Raw genomic sequence first — 20,840 nt, forward strand, 5'->3', positions numbered from 1 at the left:
TTTTTGAATTTATTATTTGTCTAATTATGAAATTAGATAAGTAAGGCGAGCGGTAACAGTAGATCCCTCATATGAAGCAATGCATTTTAAATCAATGCAAAAAGCACCGCAACTAGAAGTAAGCGACGAATAGCCGCCAAATAAAGCCACTCTATCCCCACTACTTACATATAGTTGATCTCCAAAATAAGTTGATTCATTTCCTCCTACACTAGAAGGGAAGAATGTAAAGTCAAAATCTCCATTTATTTTCTTAAAATTAGTAATATAATTACTTGTGGAAGGTAACGTAAAATTACCCACTCTATTATAATTACCTGTAAAAACATCATCATTAAATTTTTTCTTACTTACATATGGAATATAATTTGAAATATTTAATCCGTCTAAAAATTTCCAATAATTCCCCCATAAATTTTCAATCCCACGATAACTAACTACATCTGTATTTGCAGTTTTATTCCCATAAGAATTGTTCCCATAAACTAAACTTATGCCTGTTTTAATATATGGAGCACTACCTGTAACAGTTCTACCTTTACCTAATGCTACTTGACTATTTAAACTGCCGTATTCAGTAATGAATAACATTTGAACAGCACTTATTAAGTAAAAATCTTGTTGTCTATAATCAGAACCATTTAATTCAGCCGCACTTCTAAATTGCGCTCTAGTTTTATTCACAGTAACAGTTTTGTTAGGTAAACTTCTTAATCTTCCTGAAGAATCAACCCATCCTTCAAATGCAGAAATATATTGATAATCTTCAACTATACCTTCTTCGCGATTGAATGCAGGATGGACTTTATATCCATCTTTTTCTTTTTCGATTACCTCGCATCTATACACATCATTAAAACTAACTAATGATCCAATTTCAACTTTATAATAAAATTTAGGGATTTGAACCATGCAGTTCCACCCTTTAGATTCATATGTACTCCAATCTACTTCACTTCCATCTTTCCATATGTCAGTGCTATTTGTATGGTGAATACCTACAACTTCACCTGATTGAGATAAAGCAACTCGTCTCATTTTTGAATGAATAGTGTTATTAAAATATTCATTATCATGCTTAATATAATCTACTTTATTTAATTCTCCCATTTTTCACCCTCCTATATTGTCACGTTATAGTTACTTTCGTTTTTATCATTTCAAATTAATACCTATCAATTCCTTAAATATCGAAGTATCAATTGTTGTCCTATACAATGTGCCATGTGTGAAATTTTCACCCTTCATCATTGTATATTCATATTTAGTTTTCAATTTCATTTTTCCATCGAAAACAACATGAGCATTTTCTATAAAATCAGTTGAGTCAGTGTTATCAAATCCCATTTGCGTCACTACTATATTTTGTTGACCAGATATAAACTTAAGAATTTCCAATGGAGCACGTAAGAATGATGAAATATAGTCAATCGAAATGCTATAATGTCGTGGTACGGATGCGGAAGCTATTACACCTAATTTCATAACTTGTTTGTAATCCTGGTTACCACCACCACCGCCATTGATCGAGGTATATTCAGTGCCACTCCATATGCATAAGGTTTGGCTATTTCCATTTGTTATATCTACTCTGATAACATACAACATGTTAAATTGTCCCTCTCCAGGTAAAACTTCGCGATTATCTACGAATGTAACTTCTTTTAATACATCATTTATTGGGATATTTTTTATTAATTGTACTTTTGTCACTTTTACACCTCTAATCGTGAGTTAAGTCAATATTGAACATGAATGATTCTTTTTTTGTAAATGGTATGGGGTTAACCAACTTTACCCAAAATTTAATTGTTGCTTTAGATGCTATTGTTCTGATAACAAGTTCATCCTTATATGTAGCTGATGAACCATTATCACAAAGTACGATTTTTAAATGGGCAATATTTATGTCTTCTATCACACCAGCTTACGTAGTAAATATTTTTTTCTTCTATACACCTCTGTTCTTGAACTGTCTTTTTAGCTAGTTCGCCGGATGCAATACTCAAACCACAAATTATATTAGCAGTCACAGACTCCTATACTAAAAACTAAAAGAATAAAACTAAAAGCTAGATTGGGCATACCCAAAATGGGAATTCACTTTATTACCTAATATTAGAAAATTAAATATACAAACTGTTCGATAATCATTAACTCCTTATGAAGATGTATAAGAAACGTGAATTCTAAGCACGATACCACTTTTTCAATTTAGTGCTACAAATAAAACTGATTCACCAGTAGCAATGATGGAATCTACGTATGTGAATATAAATAGAGCTGCAATAATATACCCAGCGTAAAACTTTTCTTACTTTCAATATCCACCCTCTCAGGAAAATAAAAAGGCCTCATATGAGCGCCTGCTGTTCCGTTTATTATTAATAATTTATTTTATAATCGCCATTTGAAAAGATCGTTACTAGCAATTCGTCGTTATTTGGATATTCGTAGTCATAGTCTTTGCCGTGTACAGCTTTTTTCCACGTGCCTTTCATGTCCACTTGTGTAATGAGTGCATCGATTTCTGCTGAATCTGTAATATCTTCCATAGATATAGCATAGGCAAATCGCATAGTCTTACTATCTCCCCGTAGATCAGTCCATTGTGCCGATGTAATAGTTTCTAGTGTTTCTGGGGACATACCACGTAAGATAACATCCTCCGTTTTCGGATTAATATTAATCCACTCCATTCCGTTATGTGCATACCATGTAATTCCCTCGTCAAATGAAGTGATGACACTTACTTTGCCTTTATTTACTTCTTTGGAAGTAAGTTTTACAAAATCTATATTCTCTATTAAACGGATACTTACATCTTTTGTTGGTAAAATGAGTTGATCTGATGGAATAGCTTTAACATTAAGCGTTCTGTTTGCATGTTCTTCATCAGTCCATGTACTAATAGTAATTTTATTTGGTAATAACTCAATTGATTCTGGTAGAACTTCATCCATACCATGAGTTTCATAGAATATTTTCTTATCGACAATTGATGAAGGAATAGTGCCCACATTTACCCAACTAACGCCATCATAGTTAAAAGCATCACTACCACATAAGATTAGAGTTTTATTTACCATTACTTCTTCAATGTACCATTCACCATCACATCTATAATGGAATCCAGTGTTGGAAGTATCTAAAATAAATTTATATCGTCCTTTTGGTAGCCGATCTGTAAATCGTTGCCAAGTATACGGAATTTGTTTACCTATATCTAAATGTGCATAAGTAAAATCTAAATTATATCCAATCCCATCGTGTTTCAGAATTTTCAATCTTTGATTATTATTATTATTCCACGAATAATATCTATGAATATATGCAAAACTGGAAAGTTCTATTTCGACGAATGCAGTTAAAGTGTTCCAATAAAAAACTCGTGTAGTATTCCATTCTTGTGGAGTTGTCCCATCAAACAACCCCAAATAAGAACCTGTACCACCACCTGCTAATACAGTATATTTAGCTTCTTTTTTAACTCTGTAATTCGGTATCGCTGAACCAGCCATTCACCTTCACCTCAACCTTAAATTATATAATATAAATTTCTAACTTATAAGTAAATTACAAATTTTTTTAAATTCTTCCTTTTTTATTTCTACTACGAGAACAGTTCCATTTCCCGTCCATTCTCTATCAATTATTTCCATCTCTTTGTTGAAATCTAATTTTAATTTCAATTTCCCGTCAAAAATAACATTATTATTGTCAATGAAATTGACCGCATCTGTATTATTGAAATCAATTTGTGTTGCTACTACATCTTTCTTACCCGATGTAAATTTGAGAATCTCCAAAGGAGCACGTATAAATGATGTTGTATAGTCAATTGGGATTTGATATTGACGAGGCGCAGATGTTGATGCTGTTACTCCTAATTTCGTAATTTGTTGATATCCCAGCTCATCCCCATTATTATTGCTACCCCCACTGGAGAATGGAATAAACTCGGTACCATTCCAAATACACAAGGTTTGCCTATTACTATTTGTTACATCTACTCTAATCACATATAGCATGTTAAGAGTTCCTATATCAGGTAAGGCATCGCGATTATCAACAAATGTCACTTCTTTTAATTCTCCACTGCTATTTGGTATATTTTTTATTACTTGAACTTTTGTCACTTTTACACCTCTAATCGTGTGTTATATCAATATAGAACATAAATGATTCTTTTTTTGTAAATGGTATGGGGTTAACCAACTTTACCCAAAATTTAATTGTTGCTTTAGATGCTACTGTTCTGATAACAAGTTCATCCTTATATGTAGTTGGCGAACTGTTATCATCTAGCGCGATTTCTGTCCACGTGTATCCAAGATCAGTACTATACTGCTCTATTTTTAATTTAGCATTTCTTATTTGAATAGTTGTTGGATTATATAGTTCCAATTGCATTTCTAACTTGTCGTTTTGAATCGTTCCAATATTATTAGGATGCCATGTACTTAATTCAACACCCGTTTTACAGACGATTAACTGCGAGCCAATATAATATTCATCACCTGTAATAAAGGTATCTGTCAGTTCATCAATGACATCTCCTTTACTATTTAAATAAAATAGAGTTCCTATCATTTCGATATGTGGTAATTCGATAAAAGCGATACCTTCGAGATTTGGAGTAGCGTTATATGTTCCACCGGCAGTTACTAATTTAATACTTGTATCTGCTTGTAACCCAGTAATCTTTAGATTGCTGGAAGATGCAGCTATAAATCTATTAACGGTAAATTGTTCAAAGTTAACATCACCTTGTTTAGCTACAAAACCTATCTTTAAAAACTCGAATTCAATTGAGTCAATGAATTCAAACGCTCCATTACGATACATATATAAATCATATTGATTACCATTGCGAATAACTTTAATATTTTCAAGATTGTTTTGCGCAAAATCCTTTACTTCTAACAATTCAATGTATTCTTCTTTATTTTTATACAAAATTAAACCGCCAGCATCTCTACTGACGGTTGGGGTATATTCAACTATTGCTTCAAAAACTGTTACATCGTTTGGTATATCCCTTAATACTATCGTATCTTTTGTAGTGTCATGTGAAAGCGATAATATACCGCCCTTGGAACTGGTTTTAATAGGATTAGTAATATCCCAAGTTTGTAAATTAAATTCTTCATCAAAAACAAGACCACTACTCTTTTTTATTAACAAGAACCCACCTCCTAGCGCGTTTTTTTATTAAACCATTTGCTATACCAATTCGCGCGTGCTGGTATCAACCATATTTTCTTTTTCTTTTTAGCTTCAGGCTGTTCAAAATCAACTGAATCAACAGCATCCACACCAGTTTCAGATTCTCGCAGTACAACATCTTCATTTTCCATAATAAGTGCGGGTAGATCATTTTTGGCTTCTAATGATTCAGGAATATATTGAGATGTATTGAGTGTCTTTTCACTACGAACCTTTTCTAATAAATTTACTAATGAATCAATCGTTGTAACAGAATTAATATTTTCGTCTAATTGATTTAGAACATCAATAATTCTTGGTGCAACATAATTATCTTTTAAATACCCCTCAGCAGTTAATATATTTAGTGGCGTATAAGTTCCTTGTGTTTCTTCAATAACATCCAAAGTTGCAATAGATCCAATTGAATCTCCCTTATTTTTTGATGCTAATAATTCCGTAACATAGTAAGCTATATCAGACTCTTTTAAATTTGCAATGATGTATAAATTTTCAGTAACGACTAACTGCTCCTTTATAAGTTCCCCCAAGATATTCTGCAAAATAATACTACTGGAATTAGATTCTAACACATCGATATCAACTAACACCTTGTCCGATCTTATGACACCCATATTCTTATCTATTACTTCAATCGGCTGTTCTGTCGTGTTGATTACATCTAGACCGATGATTTGTGTATCAATTGCGGCTTCTTGTTGACCTTGGAGTTCAATGATATCTGAAAAAATTTCGCTAGCAGCATTTCCAAAACCATCATCAATTTCAACACCTTGATAAACGTTAGTCGAATTACTCGACGAGACAAGTTTAACAATTTCTGATTCAATAACATCACTTTCATTTAAATAAATTTCGATGTTCATTTCATTTGATTCTAAAATACTTTGATTTTTAATTTGTAAATCTTTTAATGCGACATTGATATCCACTATCACCTTGTCTAATTTCATAACATCTAAATTTTCATCGATTGCTTCAATCGGCTGTTCTGTTGCGTTGATTTCATCCAAACCGATGATTTGTGTATCAATTGCGGCTCCTTGTTGACCACGGAACTCAACGATATCCGAAATAATTTCGTTTAAAGTTTTCCCAAAACTACCATCAATTTCAATACTTTGATAAACATTTATCGAATTACTAGATGAGACAAGTTTAACAACATCTGATTCAATAACATCACTATTATTTGAATAAATTTCGATGTTCATTTCATTTGATTCTAAAATACTTTGATTTTTAATTTGTGTATCTTTTAATGCGACATCGATATCAACTATCTTCTTGTCTGATTTCATAACACCCAAATTCTCATCTATTGTTTCAATTGGCTGCTCTGTCGTGTTGATTACATCTAACTCGATAATTTGTGTATCAAGGGTAGCTTCTTGTTGACCTTGGAGCTCAACGATATCTGAAAGAATGTCGTTAACAACTTTTAAGAACACACTATCAATTTCATTTCCTTGATAAGAATTAATCGAATTACTAAATGAGACAAGCTTAACAACATCTGATTCAATAACATCACTATCATTTGAATAAATATCAACATTCATCTCACTTGTTTCTAATACACTTTGATTTGTGATTTGTGTATCTATTGATGAGACTACGGAATTAATCGTTGTTTCATTTTTATATGCATCTGTGATGTGTACGGATGTATCCATGGCTGTTTCTGTTGTTTGGCCGTCATAATTACTTACAACAACATTAGCTGTAGATTCTGATGAAGTATTCTCGTTTTTTTGTTGAACCGCATTTAAATATGATTCAATGGTAAAAATATCTTCTTCTTTCTTTTCGATACTAATAACTTTTCCCACAATTGAACTATCTGAAGTTATTTCATTACTCATAATAACTAATTCTTTTTGAATTGCTTTATCTTTTGAATTTCTATCGCCTTCTATAATTAATTCATAAAGTTTAGAATTATCTTCTGTTTTTTTAATACATTCAAAAATCTTATCCGTTGCTATTTTGCCTTCTAGATAAAATGAATAAGCTCTTAAAATTCCTTCGCTTTTTGTATAATTATCTATATTACTTAAATTGACTTCAAAAAATTGCCGTACTGTATTCTTTATTTTTTCTTCTAGTTTTGTATTTAGAACCGTGTTCACTGAATACTGATCTAATTTAATCAGCTGAGTATCAAGCGCAGCTTCTTGTTGATCATCCAGATTGACTATATCAACATTAAGATTATTAATGGCATTTCCAAATACGCAATTTATCTTGTTTACTTCATACTCATTTTCCGAAAGTACAGATGATAAGTCTAAAATACCTAGATTAATTAAATTACCGTCATTTGAATAAGACGCAATTTTAAATTCTTTCGCTTCTCTCTCTCTCTGGTTCGCTTTTTTTGTGTCGTTCGAAATAACTGCTAAGTCAAACAAAGTTGCACTTGTATAGTCATCTACGTCAAGATTCATTACATCTATCGTCATTTGAGATGTTTGACCTTCATAGTCGTTTAAAACTGTATTGATCGTTTTTTGAGATGATGTTTTTTCATTTTCTAGTGGATTCGCATTAACAAATAATTCACTTGAAGATAACGCTTCTTTTTCTTCAATTATTTTAATAACTTTATCTGTAGTTGCAATGTCTACATATATTTGGTTACCATTCATTACTACTTCTCTTTGAGCCGTTTTCTCTTCTTGATAACTAACCCCATCGAGTACAATCTTTTTTGTATAATTATTATTTCTTTTTACAATAATATTTATCAATTTTCGTGACATTGATTTAATTTCTTGTTGTTTATATACATCAATTTTATTTTCTGTAGAATAATGGTCTAATCCAAGTATTTGCACATCGAGAGTAGCTTCTAACAATTTATCTAGATCGACAACATTTATGTGTAGAGGGAAATGCTGTTGTTTGTAGCTGTTATAAATATTCAAAACACTTTTGTTAATATTCTCGGAGTTAAAATCATCAGTTATTATAAGATTTTTTTCTAATATAACTTGTCTATTTGACAAATTTCTTTTATCTTGTCCAGTAACTTCAAATACCGGTACTTGATACTTAAATCTTTCCAACATATTTTCAGTAGCTACAATGGATGGTATTTTATAGTCGAGATTTTCGGGTCGAATTGAAGCAACTTCTTGTTCAGTATTTATCAAAACACTCTGTAAATCTAATAATTTTGTAGTTATGACATTATCCTGGACAATGTTATCTTCTATATTAATTAGATTCACTTCAATTACTTGTTTTTCAAATGTCTCAATAAAAGGTATCTCAACAACATTTAACACCATTGTTAACTTTTCATAATCCATCTCTACTAGTATCACATTAAGAATCTCTTCCAGCTCTACATCAATTAAATATCTCTGAGTTTTATGATTAAGTGGAGCGACGAACCCATATTGACTATGGGTTCGACTTGATTGTGCGTTGAACGGATATGCACTTTTCATTCACTCCACCTCAATCATATTTTTTCTTTAAAGATTCCCCAGCCGATTGGCGCATAAGGTGATGTGCTTTCTAACCGCATTGGAGTAATGGGTGATTCAGCTAAATTATACTGATACATATTGGCAGCAATATAGGAAGAAGTTATTTCAGTACCCACTGGCGGTGCTGTTGAAAATTCCACTGCTTTATAATCATTTGAATAAGTAAAATTAGTTTGTTCTTTGCAATCGAAATAAATTGAAGGTTTAGTATCTGCCGTGCGTTGAAATAGATGAAATACTTTAGTTATACCATCACCTATACCAATTCGTTCATGCACAACTGTTTTTTCGACTTCGAGCTCCGCGTCGTGTTCCAAACCACTTGGATGCACTGCATATACATCATCCAATACTCCAACTTCTTTGTCATATGGATGAACGATTCCCATTAAAGAATCGTGGTACATATCATCATATACAGATGGACCGCGACCAGATTCGGGTCGTTCAATTGCCTTGTCATGAGTAATAAATGCTAGATAATGTTTTTGATAATAAGAGCCCCCGATTGATTGCTGTAACATTGCAAAGTTATTTCCATTTGCTGTATCCATTCCATAATCAACTAAATGATTGCCTAACTTCTTGTCCTTCGTCCATACACCGGCTTTTCCTGTACGACATCCACCAATTAACACTGTGTTTTGACGTGGTTTTTTGCCTGCATTATTTAAGCGGCCTAGGTATAACGGTACATGCCAAATATTATCTGGATCACTTGCAGCATCCATGCGTAAAAATAAAATTAACCGATCCTTGTTAACAGATCCCCAAGCATGTAATAATGAGTCCCGTCCAAACGCTGGATTAAAGTTATCTTCGTTCGTAAACGTCATAACTGTTGGTACAGAAGGCTTTATAAATGTCGCAGCGCTAAAAGCTAAATTTCCTAATCCATCTGAAGTATTAAGATCGCCACTTCCCGTTGCGATTAAATCACCGTAGTCATTACCTTCAATTGGTTGGCGAATTTCTGTATATGATGCACTAACTTCACCTGTTTTAGGCGCATCGTAGAAGATCACTTCACCAGTACTATTTTTAACAGTATAAGACAAGTCATCTGCGAGTACGTTATTCACATAAACTTTTACGCTACCAGGTTTTATATTTGTCACACCTAAGTTAAATACCTTTAGCGTCCCATTTGATGTACCAATCCCCTTTTTTAAAGTTGTAATATCAAACGACACATCATCGAACAGGAAAATACCAAATGTATTTGTAGGTTCAAATGCTTTAGTTGATAAGCTATATGTCGCTTTAATAATTCCTGTAGGGGGCGTATTAAACGTGATAGTTCGTCCCAAACGGTCTATTTTGTATTCTGTATCAGCGATATCTGCATCATTGATCTGAATTCGTTCAGTTCCAGGTAGTACGTATTCGGAAAGAATATTAAAAGTCTTTTTTACACCGTCACCCACACCGATATTTGCAAGATTTGATGTAAAAGGAATTAAACGATTATCCGGGAAGGTCGGCTTATCTAGATCGTATGCATTGATTATTCCGAATTGACGCAATACCTTGTCAGATCCGATAGTTTTAAACAATCGAACTTCCGCATATTTCGTAGCATTCTTCGATCTGTACTGTGCGAATTCTACCCAACCAACAGATTCCAAAATCTCGGCAATAGTATTAGGAAAACGTTGAAGCATGAATTTTTCATTTATCCATCGTAATGTCATTTTAGTTTGTCTCCTTTTCGTAAATAGCTAATCCCATTGGACGCGATACAACACCAGGGCGTTTTGTTATGGGTGATACTGCATCGGCTACAAAATACTTGTAGTATTCGAATACATCTGGACAAGCAATTTTTTTTAGTTTTAATTTTGTACCGTTACGGATCCCGACGGATGACGCGATTATTAACTTTTTTAAATAACCTCGGTCTCGTTCATCCGGATGCGTAATATGTGCTCTTGTTACTGCTGCATTGTCCGTATACGATGATTTCGGGGGATATGTGTACTCGTCGTTCTGTTCGTTTTTCCATGCACTTACAAATTGTCGCCCCGCATTATCTTTTCTATCTGGTGGCATTAGCTCTGGACCATTATATATTTTGAAATAATACCCCTGATAGTAAGCACCTTGAATTCCGCGTTTTACAATGATATTATCAATCCCATTACCTGGGTATTGAGGGTATTTTTTATTTAATGGCATTAAAATGTTACTCTTTGCGATATGTGGTGTTGTTGAATCATACTTGTAATTTGGCAAACTAGTAGCTGTACCTGCAAATAATGCTGCAGTCTCTGTATCCCTTGCACTCAAAGAAACGACCGAGCCAAAATACAAAGGAATCAATGGTACTTGATTATCAAATGGTGCTGGTGCACTATCTGCACGTATCATTAATGCTAATACTTCATCATCAATATATCCTTCCACTTTCACATTTGAGTCAGGCCACCAGTTAGTTAACCAGCCATTATCATTTGTACCTGTTTCACGTGTTGAAATAGGCGTTATTGGTGATTGCATCATCTGTGATTGATTTGCAGTTTCATCGTACGAGTATCCGGATCCTGATTTTAGCTCGTAAGGAGTATAATCTTGCAATTCAATATCTAATACGTCGACAGCTTTTACAGAAGATGAAGGATATGTGATTTCTGCATTCTCCTTTACATCAGGCACTTCATCTAGCATATATACATAAATTTTGGACGTATCAATGAACTTTGTATCCCATTGATTATGTATCCATTCATGTAACTCTTTGCGTAAAGTAGCATCAGAATTTAGTTTAGCTTGATTAGGAACAGATCCACTTTTAAATTTCACAGGTAAGTCTCTGTATTTATATGATCTATCGCAAATGCGTGCGATACCGAACAAATCACCTACACTATTTCTAATAATGTTATGTTCTGTAATTTTGATTGGAAATACAACTTCATCTGGTTCTGTAAAACTTCTTGGACCATAAAAAAAGCTTGTAAATGTATATGAAGCTTTATGGAATGTCTTTACTTTTACCCATCCATTTTTAGTGGCTAACGAGACTAGATCATTTGCAAGGCTTTGTTCTTGAAAAAATACGGGTTTAATGTATGGCATATTATCACTCTTTTCCTATTAAAAATTGATAGTTAATATAAACATTTTTTGATCTACCTGAATTATTCTTATAACGTAATTCGACTATATCCCCCGATTTAAGAGGATGGGCAACCATTAAAAAAAGCCCCTCTGGGAGCTCTTTAGTATATACGGATTCAACAATCGCCTTGCCTTTTACAATTAAATCCCAGTTATCAGAATCATCGTAACGATCACAAGCTATTGCGATGCTGATTAACTCAGATTTCTTCGTTATTGTATATGTGTTAGTAACAAATGCATCGTTTGTATTTACTACAATTCTGATACCTTTAATAAACGGCTCGGTCAATGTCGGAAAGAAAGGTGCATCAAATCGCCCACCTGCTGTATAGGTGGTTATAAAACCTTGTTTTGCCATCAAATATCCTCACTTTCATCATCTGAGAAGTCATGTTCGCTCTCATTATCTGATATTGGATTTAAATCGATGTCTGATTCATCTATATCTTCACCGCTACTCGTATCGTTAAATACTTCTTCTTCGAAATCATCCTCTTCCTCATCGCCTTCCGAAATAATATCAGGGACAACTTGGACTAATCGATTTTCTGTGTAATATAGATTCCAATCTATCACTTCTCCGGCTATCATATCCTCATCTTGGACTGATACTAATAATCCTTTATTATCAAATGTAAGCGTAGCAAGCTGTCGCTCATCACCTTCCACCATCGCTAACCGGCCGTTTTCATCGTAGTGAAGAGTTACACCTTCAATCGTGTCATCATCTTTTATTTTACTGATTGTATCTGTATCCAAACCGCCTGTTAATAACCGTTTTCGGATACTATTTTCAATCATCCGTTTGACTGGCGTGTACGTATTATCGCGTCTTGATGTCATTCCCTCACCTCTTACACTCTATGAATGACCCAGTTTCGAACAGGTCTTTTACTTGTGATATAACGTCCGGTACTTTTAGAGGCTATATTTTCCCGTGGCATATTTAAACTTGGTAACTTGCCAACCGGATAAATAATATTTCCTGATCCACCTGCCACTTTGAAATTTGCTGTTAATTTCTGAAGCTTGCCAGCAGATATGCCGACAAACTTAATTACATTTGCTCCTTTTTCAAGATCAATCTTAATATCAGTTCCCTTGTTTCGAACAAATAAGTTGTTTACAATCTTACGCCCGTTTAGATAAATATTCATTCGATCACCATCTTCAATTTTGAAGTCGAATATATTGATTATTAAACGGCTTTCAGTAGTGCTAAATTCCGGCATATCACTAGGTGGCGTTGGTGGCAATATAATGTCTAAATCAAATCGTGTGTTATCAGCTAGTTCAATTACTTGTGTTAAGCCTGTACCTGAATAAGAGGTACGAATACCGCGTACATACATACGCTTAGTCACTTGTGTAATGCGTTCACGGACAGATACGACATCTAATAATTCCAACGGCAAATAGGCTGGTACGCCAATACTGAGACGCTTCCAACCCATGACCATTTTTGTAAATAGCGCTTTTGCTGTATTAAATTGCTTCTTTGGCGTATTTGCCCAGCTGCTTTCAACGATTAACTCACGTCGTTTGCCTTGCAATATATCCGAACGAATTTTAGCTGAAGTAAATCGATTTTTTATCGTACGGGTAACTTTTTTACGTTTACCATTCACAATTTCAAATTCTTTGTATTTCGAAACGACAGTAATCGTATCAAAAACCTCATTGTTGTCCATTGAGTAATCTGCTTCTGTTAAATCAATATAATCATCAAAAGTAACTACTGCTTTACCTAACTTTTTAAAATCCGGTAATTTTTTTGTTTTTACTTTACCGTTTGAACTTTCGATTAGTGCGTAATATGTTGTAAAAGCCATATTACCGACGTGATCATGCGGATATTCTCCCCTAATCCCCATCTTTTCACCAACTTTATAGCTCATACCGGTGAATGGCTCTTTAATATTTGGTTCAATATCATTCGGAATATTAACATGATCTAAGAATTTCTTTATAGCCACACCAACATTCATATCTACATCATCGATGAGATATTTTTTTGATTTTGGCATACATGTATTTACTTGTGCTTTTTTATAATTTGAACGGCCAGTGATTGTAATTGTTCGACCATCGGCGCTAATGCTAACTTCATCGATAGAGCCAATCAACATTTTTAGAAGGTTGTCGCCATAACCAAGACTAATTTCAAGTTCAGTATCTGGTACTAGTACATTACGCCAAGGTGAACTAAGTGGGATTTGATAATTTAATCTCCGTTCACCAAACTTCCCCTCTTTGTAATCCGGCGATAACTGCCCATCTTCATTCGAACAAACGATTGTAAAGCTTTTCGCTGTCGTTTCTATATCTTCATCGATTTCAATACTTATGATATTTGGCAGTCTTCCTTGACTGACAAAAAAGTTTTCAGCTGTTATCGGCCTTTTAATATTTACATATTCAGTAGGACTTCGAAAATTGTTATTACCGCTCTGGAATTGTGTTGTGAGTGCCCTTATTAGTGCTTGATTGGTTTTTCTCACATGCCATCGACCCCCACACCAGCTCGTTGTGGAGATAGTAATTTGACTCGTAATAATCGTAATGGCCCATCGGTGCTCGGGTCACTCTCTGTTCCAGCCAAATACCCTCCATAAACGCCATAGTTACATTCAAGAACCATGTAACTGTCGTGTCTTGAGCGTACAAAATTTCTATATTGTGTCTCGGTTTTAAAGTATAGAGTCATTTCGATTTCACAACCCTTGTTCCCAATACGTTGCAACCTCATTGTACCTTCTAAAGTATCGAAAGTTTGAATACCCGCAAGTTGCTTTGGCGGCTTTAAAGAACCAATTGCATCAATGTTTGGTGACGCTATATAGTCATGGTAATAGAAGTCTTTCATGTACACTTTGTCGGCATTACGGTAATTTTCATCTGTTATAAAACCGATTTGATAATTGCCATGATCTAATGGAAAAAAGGCACGTGTCCATGTTCTTGAACCTCGTACCTTCATACGTTCTACAATTTTTCCTGTATCTACATTTTTAACAACAATTATCATTTGTGATTTTCTTACTTCACCAGTCGCTGTTAACGCAACCGAACAAGCGAAGTCGAGCGCAATCATGACTAGTTTATCACTAGCCACTGAGATAGTCCTTGAAAACCAAGTTGCAGAGGGCCCCTCACAAACAGTCTGTTGTGGATCATACATTATTACTTCTTGGTCTCTCGTATATAATATTGTTTTCATCGTTCTTTACGTCGAACCTCCTTATTAATCCTATCGGTTAACGCTGTATTTAGGAAGTCGATATCTGCATTAGTCGAAGCTTTCTTGACATGTACATGTACATCCCCGACATTTATTTGTTTTCCTGAATTTTTAATTGACGTAGGTTTCTTGCCGTTCAATCTATTTTTGAAATCTACTGTCTTACTAGCATTTCGAATTCTCGGGGAAATCGATGATTGTATGATTGCTGCCGTTGATATATTACCAGTGTCGAAACGAACACCTTCAACATCCGGAATAAAATTATCTTTAATCGAATTGCCAAGGTCTCTCGTAGCATTACCAACACGTTTTCGTCCATCAAGAATAGCATTACGTACGCCATCAGGAATAAATGAAGCAAGCTCGTACATTACACGAGAAGGTGAACGGATGATCATTTTCCCTATAAAGCCACCTGCGATTTTTCCACCCAATTCCTTAATAGCACTTACTGCACCAGAAACCTTATCTTTTATACCGCCTATGATACCTTCAACAATGTTGGCACCCCAGTCCCATGCTTTTTTAGCTAGCCCAATAAAGAAAGAACCAATTTTACCAAATATTTTTTGGATATACTTATAGGCGTTAGATAGAGTTGTACGTATTTTGCTATAAATGCTGTTGAATACAGTCACAACACTATTTAATATACTGCCCAGAATTGTTGAGAAAAAATTCCGAATACGTCTTAATATTCTTGATAAGAAACCCCAAACATTTGACATAATTTTAATAATAAAATTATATATCCCATTAAAGGCCCATTTTATCGAGTTAAAAATAGACGTTGCCATCCGAGAAAATGCTTTTCTAACACGTCCTAAAGAACTAGTTATAGAGCGAACAAACCGACTTAAAACACGACGGATACTGTTAAAGAAATTTTTTATTGCCATACCTAATGGTGCAAAAATATTTACTAATAACTTTACAGCACCTTTTATCCCATTTACTAAACCTTCAATAATCCAACGCCCAAATTTATAGAATAGTTTCGACGGTGAGTTGATTCCGAAAAGTTTTTTTATCGGTTTAATTATATATTTATTAAACAGCGAGATAGGGTTCCATTTTTTTAGAAAGTTTATGCCTTTAATAAGACCATCAACAACGGCCTTACCAACCTTCGCTGCTTGTTGACCTAGTACTTTCCTGTTTTTGTATATATAACGAGCAACAATAGCAAAAGCAGCTATAATGGCTACACCTAACAAAACAACGGGATTTGTTAGTAAAGGTAACAGCATTGGCAAGAAGCGGGCAAAGGCGCCTTTAATACCACCAAAAGATTTCTTTATTAATGGCAAGACCCCTCCTAGAATTTTTCTTAAACTAGAAAATACGGTCTTTAATTTATCTGAATTCGTCCCAGTGCTTCCAAATAACCCAGAAACATTACGTAATATGTCTATTAGTGGTAATAATTTAGAAGCAGTTAAAGCTACACTTATAGCTAACGCTCCGAAATGAGCAGCTATTTTAGCTATACCTGGATGAGCTCGTAAGAAGGCTGTTAGATTATCAAAAAGTATGGACAGTCCGTCAGCAACTTTTATTATAGTTGGTTCTAGAGCCTTCCATAACTCTAATAGCAGGTTGCCAAGTTTACCAACTGTTATTTCTAAATGAGCAAGACCACCACCATCTATACTATTAACCATTTTTTGATATGCGGTTTGACCATCAATTAATACCTTACCGGTCTTCTTCCATGCGTTTTGATTCTCCATTACGCTTTCGGTAGCCTTATTAATGTCCCCTTGATACTTTTTCATTGCAGCAGCCATGATATCCGCAGCTTGACCTTGTGAAACTCCTAGTTTCTTTGAAATTCTATCTACAGATGAAATTGCACTTACAGCATCAACGCCCCAAACTTTTGCAAAGTTTAAGCCAATTTTTGCAGAGTTGGCAATATTACTCTTCGTTTTACCCATTTTGTTATGTAAAACTGCGAATAATCCACCAACTTTTTCTTGTGATTGTCTAGTTTCAGCTGAAACATCCGATATTTGGTTCTTATATTCACCCATCAATTTAGTATTTATGAGTGTCTGTGAAGCAAATTTGCCCCAACCTTTTTCAGCATCCTTAACAACTACTCCAAATTTACTTGAAATATCTATAAGTACAGGTGTTACGATTTCGTTCAATTGTTGTCCGAGTATTTTTAATTGCTCTAACTTCGATAGTTCATCCAAATTAATATTCGATGCTAAGGATGAACTTGAACTGGTACTCCTTGGAGGACTATTCGCTGGTGGAGTACCATTCGGCGTAGTTTGCTGATCTATTGATCCATAACTTGGATAAGATTTATTAGCCGCTTGAAGATCAATTGCTGCTATTTTTTTACTAAGAATATTTAATTTCGAATACAATCCATCTAATTTGGCACTAAACGAATCAAAACTTTTTATTAAATTACTAAAACCTTTATCGCTTAATATTTTTATATTAATTGTTTTATCTTCTAAAATAACGTTTAGCGCATTAGCTTGGTCCTTGATTTGATTTATCTGCGTTTTTAATTGTGAAGTATTAATTTTAATAGCAAGTTCAAGTGTTGCTATTTTAGTATTTAATGCGTTTATTTTAGTAATTGCGTTGGTTGTATCGATTTGTAAATATCTATTAGTATGCACTTCATCAAACAACACATCTAGAGCTTTTTTTAATGCATTTATATTTTCTTTTGCATCTTTCATATTTACAGTAATATGAGGTTTAGACTCTATCTGTGTAATAATATCTGAAATCTCTTTTAATTTTTCTTCTAGCTTATTTGCCAATAGTAACGATCTATTCTCTAGATTATCCATTTTCTTTAAATGTTTGGCCGTTTCAATAATAGTCGTTCCAACCATTTCAACTAAGCCTATAAAACCAGTATTATTTGCCAACTATATCCTCCTCTCTATCTTTTAGTGGTGCACAATTGAATAGCTCATCAATATAATCTAACGCTTCTTGTGATGATGTAATTTCAGTATTGTTTTCTCCTTGTACATCACCAAACCCAAATTCATTACAGTATTCTTCAAATGTTGGAATGTTCTCCGTTGCAAACATTCCCTCAATTCGCCATGTTAAAAACGCTTGTTTACGATATTCTTCACGGCTTTTTTCAGTTTCCCATAAAGCAGTATCCACCATAAGTTGGAATAGACGAGAATAAGGCATTTCAACAATGTATTCATCAGTCCACTTATAACGCTTTTGTACACGATCAATTGCTCGATATAGTGTATCAGAATCGTCCAAGGGATTTATTTCGTTTATATTGGTGCTTTTTTTTAAACTGTTTTCTGGTCCGTTTGTTTGCTTAGAATTCTCTGGACCGCCGAGAAAAAATCCGTTAAATCCTTGGATGTAAAGACGGCTTCAATTACTTCAACAAATGCATCTAATGGCAAGTTCTCAACATCTTCTTTTTTCTTACCTACAATTGAGCCTATAAATTCATAAATTTCACCTTCGGCTTCAACCAACTCGAAGATTAAATTAAATACGACTTGTAAATATTTCACTCTCTTTTCTTCTTCTGTTTCCTCTTCAACGGAATTTAAGTCCGTCATCAGTTGCATAAAATAACCAACAATCTTTGCTTTTTTGAGAATTGATACAAATTTAAATAGGTGTTTTAAACCAAGTTGCTTAATTTTTATCTCCTCACCGTTAATAATGACCATTTTTTCGATACCGATTAGTGTCTCCACTGTGATTCCCCCTAATAATAAAAACCCCCTTAAAGGGGGTTTTTTTATTGATTAATTGAATATGCAAATGATACAGGTGTAGATGTATCATGACCTTTTGTAGCAACTGCAGTAATCGTTGTAGTCGTTGAAATTGTAATTGGCCCTTTATACTTAATCCCATTATTCGGAGTAGGATATGAGCCATCTAACGTATAGTAGATTTCGTGATTTACATCTGCATTTAAGCTAACTAATTGTTCTTCCGAATATGTTCCAGGAGCTGGTGTTGCAACAGGTGCAACAACATTTGAGCCACCTTTTGGATAAAGTATATAGAACGGAATGCGCGTAAAATTATCTTCAGCATAACGAGCTACAAACTCGGCCTTTAATACAATATCATCCTTACCTGTACCTAAAGGCAAATTGAATGAATCAATACAACGAGCACGTTCTAATACAAATACAACAGGTATAGATTTACCTGTAATTGAACCAAAAATTGCTAATGTATCAGAGCTACTCGGTGCAATTGAACCCTCATGACGAATCATATCGTAGTTATTATCATGAGACTTTACATTGAATACAGGTAGCTTTAATTGAAGATTCTCCTTTGTCATTTCTAGAATATTAGTAGATAGTTTTGCATTTGCTTTTACTAACCACTCCATATTCTCAATAGTCCCTAGTGCACCATCTACTTCAACAGAATGCCACTCTGTTTCAACACTAATCTCATTTCCACCTTTAGTTGCTCCGATGTATTCACCCCAAGTAGAACGGTCTTTTGGGTCAAATGTAATTGGATTAAATCCTCTCGTAATAAGTCCCGGTCCAATTACTAAATTTCGTGAAGAGCCTGGACGTGCTCCATTCAACATTTCATATGCCATAAATTGTTTTCCTCCCTATTTCTTTAATTCAAACTCTGCTACTTTTTTACTTGTGTAAATTTGCAACACAAACTTACTTCCTATCTCAATAAAAACATTTGAATAAGCTTTTCTCATGATCAATACAAAATTCAAAAACTTCATTTTTTCACCTTACACTTTTCAACATTTGCCTTAATAAATACTGTAATATTACTTATTGCTACTTTGAAAATGTTTTAGCTGAATAAAGAGATTCTTGAAATGAAAACAAGCTTACTTAAAAATACCTCCTCACATATATGAACTACGTACGACAATGTACGACAATAGCTGTTTAGAAAACCCTATTATTCACTTTATTCTTCGCCCGTTCAATATACTTTTGAACTGTACTTTTCCCTATATTCAAATCATTAGCGATAGTTTGTAAACTTTTATTATTAACAACATGCTCAATATAACAATGACGTTCTTTTAGTGACCAAGAAGTAAATATATCCGCAAGTATGCTTTTTTCTTCACTAGTCATATACAACTGTTTTGAATCTATATCATATAGCTGATCTGTGATATCTGGAATGACATCGATGCTCTCAAAAAATTGCTTATGATAAATGGATTTTTTATCAATACCACGTTGTGAATCAGGGTTCCTACCTGTTTCCATCCAATTTATTGCAAAAGTCATGCTATCAATCATGCTATTTATCTGTTTTTCAACTTCACGGTCATCTTTCTTTAGTTGACCTTTCATACGTTGTAATTCTTTTTTACCTTTTGAATATTCAATCAATAAATCATGCGCCCAATTCATTTAATAACCACCTTTTTTAAAATGTAAAAGAGCACCAAACAAACGCTTTTACACGTTTATCTGATGCTCTCGATTTTTTCGACTAAGCTTTTATTTTCTTTTTAATGTAATTTTATATGATGGGTTTCCAATTTTATAATTTTGGCATGGAATCTCTAAAACACCATATGCTGGTAAAGGAATTGCTTCAACTTTACCATCCTCTACAATATATATCAGTTTATTTTCACTTGCATCTATTTTAGCAGTTAAAGTCTTTGTATCTACTTCTATTTTTTTTGTTTCTATATCCAACATTCTATCCCCTAAGAGTTTATATATTCAACATTATTCAGCATCAATATTAAG

General features: G+C 33.9%; 18 protein-coding genes. All 18 read right to left on the reverse strand.

Annotated features, from left to right (window positions below; translation table 11 throughout):
• Nucleotides 1-24: 24 nt before the first annotated feature.
• A complete protein-coding gene (locus ACZLO7_RS18560; protein ID WP_464937882.1) occupies nt 25-1,110 on the reverse strand; it encodes a hypothetical protein in 1,086 nt (361 codons plus the stop codon).
• Between the two features lie 45 nt (nt 1,111-1,155).
• Nucleotides 1,156-1,713: a hypothetical protein gene (locus ACZLO7_RS18565; RefSeq protein WP_464937883.1), complete on the reverse strand. Its 558-nt coding sequence runs from the start codon at nt 1,711-1,713 to the stop codon at nt 1,156-1,158.
• Nucleotides 1,714-2,384: 671 nt separating this feature from the next.
• Complete coding sequence (locus ACZLO7_RS18570; RefSeq protein ID WP_464937884.1) at nt 2,385-3,521, reverse strand: hypothetical protein; 1,137 nt, start codon at nt 3,519-3,521, stop codon at nt 2,385-2,387.
• A 39-nt stretch (nt 3,522-3,560) separates the two neighbouring features.
• Nucleotides 3,561-4,139: a hypothetical protein gene (locus tag ACZLO7_RS18575; RefSeq protein ID WP_464937885.1), complete on the reverse strand. Its 579-nt coding sequence runs from the start codon at nt 4,137-4,139 to the stop codon at nt 3,561-3,563.
• 10 nt (nt 4,140-4,149) lie between these two features.
• Complete coding sequence (locus tag ACZLO7_RS18580) at nt 4,150-5,187, reverse strand: hypothetical protein (RefSeq protein WP_464937886.1); 1,038 nt, start codon at nt 5,185-5,187, stop codon at nt 4,150-4,152.
• An 11-nt stretch (nt 5,188-5,198) separates the two neighbouring features.
• On the reverse strand, nt 5,199-8,687 hold the full coding sequence (locus ACZLO7_RS18585) for a hypothetical protein (RefSeq protein WP_464937887.1): 3,489 nt from the start codon (nt 8,685-8,687) through the stop codon (nt 5,199-5,201).
• Between the two features lie 14 nt (nt 8,688-8,701).
• Nucleotides 8,702-10,423: a hypothetical protein gene (locus tag ACZLO7_RS18590; protein WP_464937888.1), complete on the reverse strand. Its 1,722-nt coding sequence runs from the start codon at nt 10,421-10,423 to the stop codon at nt 8,702-8,704.
• Between the two features lies 1 nt (nt 10,424).
• Nucleotides 10,425-11,807, reverse strand: a complete 1,383-nt coding sequence (locus ACZLO7_RS18595; RefSeq protein WP_464937889.1) for a hypothetical protein — start codon at nt 11,805-11,807, stop codon at nt 10,425-10,427.
• Between the two features lie 4 nt (nt 11,808-11,811).
• Nucleotides 11,812-12,210 carry a DUF8551 domain-containing protein gene (locus ACZLO7_RS18600; RefSeq protein ID WP_464937890.1) on the reverse strand — a complete coding sequence of 133 codons (399 nt, stop codon included), beginning with the start codon at nt 12,208-12,210 and terminating at the stop codon, nt 11,812-11,814.
• Nucleotides 12,210-12,695 (reverse strand): hypothetical protein, encoded by a 486-nt coding sequence (locus ACZLO7_RS18605; protein ID WP_464937891.1) that lies wholly within the window; start codon nt 12,693-12,695, stop codon nt 12,210-12,212. The genes ACZLO7_RS18600 and ACZLO7_RS18605 overlap by 1 nt, the downstream gene beginning before the upstream one ends.
• Before the next feature lie 11 nt (nt 12,696-12,706).
• On the reverse strand, nt 12,707-14,353 hold the full coding sequence (locus tag ACZLO7_RS18610; RefSeq protein WP_464937892.1) for a hypothetical protein: 1,647 nt from the start codon (nt 14,351-14,353) through the stop codon (nt 12,707-12,709).
• The gene (locus ACZLO7_RS18615; RefSeq protein WP_464937893.1) at nt 14,350-15,072 is read right to left on the reverse strand and encodes a hypothetical protein; all 723 of its coding nucleotides are present in this window, start codon (nt 15,070-15,072) and stop codon (nt 14,350-14,352) included. The genes ACZLO7_RS18610 and ACZLO7_RS18615 overlap by 4 nt, the downstream gene beginning before the upstream one ends.
• Entirely contained in the window at nt 15,069-18,002 is a 2,934-nt protein-coding gene (locus ACZLO7_RS18620) for a hypothetical protein (RefSeq protein WP_464937894.1), read from the reverse strand. The genes ACZLO7_RS18615 and ACZLO7_RS18620 overlap by 4 nt, the downstream gene beginning before the upstream one ends.
• On the reverse strand, nt 17,992-18,363 hold the full coding sequence (locus ACZLO7_RS18625; protein WP_464937895.1) for a hypothetical protein: 372 nt from the start codon (nt 18,361-18,363) through the stop codon (nt 17,992-17,994). Before ACZLO7_RS18625 ends, ACZLO7_RS18620 begins: the two co-directional genes overlap by 11 nt.
• Nucleotides 18,364-18,395: 32 nt before the next feature.
• Nucleotides 18,396-18,818 (reverse strand): hypothetical protein, encoded by a 423-nt coding sequence (locus ACZLO7_RS18630; RefSeq protein WP_427753382.1) that lies wholly within the window; start codon nt 18,816-18,818, stop codon nt 18,396-18,398.
• A 44-nt stretch (nt 18,819-18,862) separates the two neighbouring features.
• The gene (locus ACZLO7_RS18635; RefSeq protein WP_464937896.1) at nt 18,863-19,696 is read right to left on the reverse strand and encodes a chitobiase/beta-hexosaminidase C-terminal domain-containing protein; all 834 of its coding nucleotides are present in this window, start codon (nt 19,694-19,696) and stop codon (nt 18,863-18,865) included.
• 316 nt (nt 19,697-20,012) lie between these two features.
• On the reverse strand, nt 20,013-20,492 hold the full coding sequence (locus tag ACZLO7_RS18640) for an RNA polymerase subunit sigma-70 (RefSeq protein ID WP_464937897.1): 480 nt from the start codon (nt 20,490-20,492) through the stop codon (nt 20,013-20,015).
• Between the two features lie 90 nt (nt 20,493-20,582).
• Nucleotides 20,583-20,789: a hypothetical protein gene (locus ACZLO7_RS18645; RefSeq protein WP_464937898.1), complete on the reverse strand. Its 207-nt coding sequence runs from the start codon at nt 20,787-20,789 to the stop codon at nt 20,583-20,585.
• Nucleotides 20,790-20,840 lie beyond the last annotated feature (51 nt).

The sequence above is a fragment of the Viridibacillus sp. d25.2 genome (assembly GCF_055456015.2).